We start from the raw sequence: 4,991 nt of genomic DNA, 5'->3' as shown, positions 1-4,991 counted from the left end.
GCTCCGGCGGCCCCTGGTGCTCCTGTCACCCCCGGTGCCCCGGGCGCTCCCGCTACCCCTGCAGCCCCCGGCGCTCCCGCTGCGGCTGCTCCTGCCGCAGCGACGAAGACCGCCGCCAAGCCCGCACCGAAGCCGGAGAAGAAGAAGGAACCCCTCACCATCTTCGGCATGGAGGTCGCCGACCTCTGGGCGATGGCCGCCGCCGGTGTCGGCGGTGTGGCAGCCAGCGCCGGGGCCACGATCAAGGGTCTCGGCAAGAAGGGTGCGATGATCTTCGGCGCTGCCCTGGTCGCCGCCATCATTATCGTCGTGGCGGTCCGCTGGTTCATCCACCTCGACTTCATGGAGAGCTGGATGAAGGACTACCCGGGCGAGTACGAGGTCGCGGAGTCCATCGCCCCTGATGAGGGCTTCCCGATCTGGGCCCGCTGGCAGCACTACCTGAACTTCCTGTTCATGGCCCTGATCCTGCAGTCCGGTCTGCGCGTGCGCACCCAGCAGAAGCCCCCGGCGGTCTGGCAGCCCAAGAAGGGCGGCAAGAAGATCAGCATCAACCTGTGGCTCCACACCTCGCTGGACCTGTTCTGGATGCTCAACGGCCTGATCTTCATCATCCTGCTGTTCGTCACCGGTCACTGGTCGCGCATCGTCCCGACCAGCTGGGAGGTCTTCCCGAACGCCATCTCCGCCGGACTGCAGTACGCGTCCTTCGAGTGGCCAGCCGAGAACGGCTGGACGAACTTCAACTCGATCCAGCAGATCATGTACTTCCTGGTCATCTTCGTCGCCGCCCCGCTGGCCATCATCTCCGGCCTGCGTATGAGTGAGTGGTGGCCGTCCGAGGCGAAGAAGCTCAACAAGCTCTACCCGGCCCCGGTCGCGCGGAAGATCCACTTCCCGACCATGCTCTTCTTCGTTCTCTTCGTCTTCATTCACGTCTTCCTGGTCTTCACCACCGGCATGACGCACAACCTCAACCACATGTTCGCCGGTAACCACTCCGGCAACCTGGGCGGCTTCCTCTGGTTCGTTTTCGGACTCGCCGTCGTCATCGCCCTGGTCTCCGCGGCCCGCCCGCTGGTGATCCAGCCGATCGCCGGCAAGTTCGGTCAGGTCAGCGCCCGCTAGAGGGCGCAGCGCCTGCCGGACCGGGCAGACACGTGAAGGGCGGCACCGGCATGGTGCCGCCCTTCCGTCAGCTGCGGGTCGGGTGCTCCAGGTTGGCCCGGGACTGTCAGACCAACCTGAGGTACCCGACCGAGGTGAACGCCACCTACGGCGGCTACGGCAGCCGGTGTGTCCACTCCTCGGTCGAGAACTTCTCGTCACACGCCCGTTGCGCCATCGCGAGATCCTCCCCGGTGATCGTCCCCTCGGTCGCCCCGTACTTCTCCTTGAAGGTGTCGTGGAAGACCTCGAGGATCTCCTCGCGCGGCAGCTGCGTCTGTGACCGCATCGGATCGACCCGCTTCACCGCCGACCGGGTGCCCTTGTCCTTCATCTTCTCCTTGCCGATCCGGATCACCTCGAGCATCTTCTCCGCGTCGATGTCGTAGGACATCGTCACGTGGTGCACCATCCACTCGTTGGAGAACCGCTTCTGCGCCGCCCCGCCGATCTTCCCGACATCGGAGGAGATGTCGTTGAGCGGGATGTAGCGGGCGTTGATCCCCACCTTCTTCAGGGCCTCCATCGTCCACTCGTCGAGGAAGGGGTAGGACTGCGCGAAACTCAGCCCGTCGACGAGCGCCTGCGGCACGACCAGCGAGTAGGTCACACAGTTGCCCGGCTCCATGAACATCGCCCCGCCACCGGTGACGCGGCGGGAGACGGTGATGCCGTACCTGTCCACACCCTCCTGGTTGATCTCGTTACTGTAGGACTGGAACGAGCCGATGACGACCTGCGGCGCGTTCCACTCCCACAACCGCATGAACGGCTTACGGCGCCCGGCGGCGACGTCGGCGGTGAGCGTCTCGTCCATGGCGACGTTGAGCATCGGGTCGACCGAGGGGCCGTAGATGACATCGAAGTCGATGTCGTCCCAGCCGATGGCGTGGCCCAGGGCACGACGCACCGCGATGCCCACTCCCTCGGCGGTGACGCCGAACAGCACGTCACTGCGCAGCAGGGAATCCTGGACCCGCTCGGCGTACCCGTCGGCGGTCAGGTCGGCCGGCGCGCCTTCCAGGGCGGAGGTCATCCGGACAAGGGCCTCGTCGGGCTCCAGGAAGAAATCACCGGCGATCCGGACATCCCTGAGGACGCCGGGATCTGCCTCGGTGACGGTCGACACCTCCAGGTCGACGACGATGAGCTTTCCTCCGGGGACCTTGTATTCTCCGTGCACGTCAGTTGCCCTTTCTGCTGCCTGGTACGGGTGACCTGCGTTCTCGGGTACCACGGTGTTGGGATACCCTCACCCGGCCCAGTGTACGCAGCGTCCGGACACTAACCCCGCAGTGCCAGCGCGAAGGGGAGAACCGCCGTAGCCCCCGCCAGGCGTAGTTCGCGCCCCGCCACGGTCATGGCCCAGCGTGACCCGATCTCGGTGTCCACCAGCAGCACGACCTGCCCCGCCACCGCTGCGGCGGTCTCCGGCGGCACACTGAACGCCCCGGCCAGGTTGCGTACCCGGAACGCACTGTTGACCTCGGGGGTCCCCGGATCGTGGGTGAGGCTGAGCGTCCCGGCGTCCACCATCCGGCCGATGCGCGCCAGACCGGACGCCAGGTCACCCGCCGTCACCGGGCGCGTCACCGAGGGCATGCCCACGACCACGGTGGGACGCTCCTGCCACCCCCACTCCCTGAGCACCCGGATGCACCAGTCGGCGACGGTCCCCGGTACCGGGACGTCGCCGGGACCCGCCGCACCCTCGGCGAGGAAGCCGCGTAGTGTCTGGCCGGCCCCGAGGTCGGTGAACCGGGCGATGACGCGTCCCTCTGCCACCCGCTCGTCGACCGGGATCCTCCCCTTGAGCGGTACCCCGACCTTCTCCATCCCGGAGGGCCACTGGCCGCGGGGTTCGACGGGGATGCCGATGCCGGAGAGCACCTTGCGGGCCTCCGACTCACTGTTGGCGCTGACCGTGGCGTCCCACCACACCCCGGCGCAGACGTCGCAGCGTCCGCAGTCGTGGGCGGTCGGATCGTCGAGGGCCTCGGCGAGGAAGCGCATCCGGCACATCCGTCCGGCTTCGTAGCCGAGCATCGCCTGAGCCTCACGTTTCCGGGCCTCGGTTACGGCGGTGTAGCGGGGGGCGTCATAGGACCAGGGGGCACCGGTGGTGATGAACCCCGAGCCCGCACGGTCCACCGCTCCGTCGACCTGCAGGGTCTTGAGCAGCAGGGTCAGTTTTGTCCGCTTGATGCCGACCAGTGGTTCGAGCGCGGGGACGGACAGCGGGGCGGGGGCGTCCGCCAGAGCGCTCAGCACCGCCAGCGCGTCCTCCTCCTCGGGCATGGACGCGGTGGCGAAGTACTCCCAGATCTCCGCGTCCTCCGTACCCGGCAGCAGAAGCACGTCGGCGGAGTCCGTGGCGCGGCCGGCGCGGCCGACCTGCTGGTAGTAGGCCACCGCGGACGACGGTGCGCCGAGGTGGACGACGAACCCGAGGTCCGGTTTGTCGAAGCCCATTCCCAGGGCGCTGGTCGCCACCAGTGCCTTGACCTCGTTGTCCTTGAGCTGCTGCTCCAGGTGGGCGCGGTCCTCCGCGTCGGTGCGTCCGGTGTAGGAGGCGACGCCCCACCCGGCATCGCGCAGGGCGCGGGTGGTGTCCTCGGCAGCGGAGACGGTGAGGCAGTAGATGATCCCCGAGCCGGTGAAGTCGCCCAGATGCTGGGTCAGCCAGCCGATCCGGTGCCCGGGGGACGCGACAGGTGCCACACCCAGGCGCAGCGAGTCACGCGCCAGGGGCCCACGGATGACCGCCGTGTCGGCCCCGAGCTGGGCGGCGACATCGTCGACGACGCGGCTGTTCGCCGTCGCCGTGGTCGCCAGCACCGGAAGATCCCCCGGGAGGGACGCCAGCAGCGCGCCGATACGCCGGTAGTCGGGGCGGAAGTCGTGGCCCCAGTCGGAGATGCAGTGCGCCTCGTCGACGACGATCATGCCGACCCCTGGCGCCCCGCTGCCACCGGCCCCGGTGTCGCCGAGCAACGGGTCGAGGACGCGCTCCCGGAACTTCGGGTTGGTCAGCCGCTCCGGGGAGATGAGCAGCACGTCGAGACGCCCACCCCGCAGGTCGTCGAGCACCTCGTCCCAGGAGGTGACGTTCGAGGAGTTGATCGTCGCCGCCCGCACCCCGGCACGTTCGGCAGCGGCGACCTGGTCGCGCATCAATGCCAGCAGCGGGGAGATGATCAGCGTCGGTCCGCCGGTACCGCCGCCGAAACCCTCCCGGATCAGCCGGGCGGCGACGAAGTACACCGCCGATTTCCCCCAGCCGGTGCGCTGGACGACGAGGACGCGTTTCCGTGCGCTGACAAGGGCGTCAATCGCCTCGAACTGGCCGTCGCGGAACTCGGCGTCAGCACGTCCGGTGAGCTCACGGAGGATCGCGGTGGCGCGGGTACGCAGGTCTGGGGAAGGAGTGCCGGAAGTCATGCGCCCCACCCTAGAGGAGGGGCGGGACAGCTCCGGGGCGGTCTGGGGTCAGGGACGCCCCATCGTCGGGGTGCGCGGCAGCCGCGGCATACGCACCAGCATGATGACGAGGGCGACGAGGGCGAGGACGAACCCGCCGCAGACGACGAGGATGAGGTAGCCGACCCCCCACAGACCCGTGTCGTCGTAGGCGCCCATCTGGATCCCGCAGACGGTGGAGAACCCGGCCAGCCCACCGAGCGCGACGACGAACGGGCCGGTCCACCGTCCCCGTGACCGTCCCCGGCCAGGACGGCACCGAGGTCCCGGTGCCGGTGTGAACACCGCCGTCGCGTCCCCCGGGGATTACAGTGCGAGGTACAGACGCAGAAGACCGTGCACCG

At 68.6% G+C, this 4,991-nt stretch carries 4 protein-coding genes; 1 reads left to right on the top strand and 3 read right to left on the bottom strand.

The window, feature by feature from the left end; translation table 11 throughout:
- Positions 1-1,128, top strand: a 1,128-nt coding sequence (locus QZV72_RS10425; RefSeq protein WP_297008248.1) for a cytochrome b/b6 domain-containing protein, incomplete at its 5' end; no start/stop codon positions are given.
- A 154-nt stretch (positions 1,129-1,282) separates the two neighbouring features.
- Here QZV72_RS10425 and QZV72_RS10420 read toward each other — a convergent pair.
- The 3 genes from QZV72_RS10420 to QZV72_RS10410 form a co-directional block, all read right to left on the bottom strand.
- Positions 1,283-2,350 carry a biotin/lipoate A/B protein ligase family protein gene (locus QZV72_RS10420; protein WP_297008245.1) on the bottom strand — a complete coding sequence of 356 codons (1,068 nt, stop codon included), beginning with the start codon at positions 2,348-2,350 and terminating at the stop codon, positions 1,283-1,285.
- Between the two features lie 101 nt (positions 2,351-2,451).
- On the bottom strand, positions 2,452-4,608 hold the full coding sequence (locus tag QZV72_RS10415) for a RecQ family ATP-dependent DNA helicase (protein WP_297008243.1): 2,157 nt from the start codon (positions 4,606-4,608) through the stop codon (positions 2,452-2,454).
- A 48-nt stretch (positions 4,609-4,656) separates the two neighbouring features.
- Positions 4,657-4,932 (bottom strand): hypothetical protein, encoded by a 276-nt coding sequence (locus QZV72_RS10410; protein ID WP_297008241.1) that lies wholly within the window; start codon positions 4,930-4,932, stop codon positions 4,657-4,659.
- Positions 4,933-4,991 lie beyond the last annotated feature (59 nt).

This window comes from uncultured Corynebacterium sp. (assembly GCF_902782855.1).
Taxonomy (GTDB): Bacteria; Actinomycetota; Actinomycetes; order Mycobacteriales; family Mycobacteriaceae; genus Corynebacterium.
The sequence above is the reverse complement of the archived record's forward strand: the minus strand, read 5'-3'. Positions and strand labels throughout refer to the sequence as shown.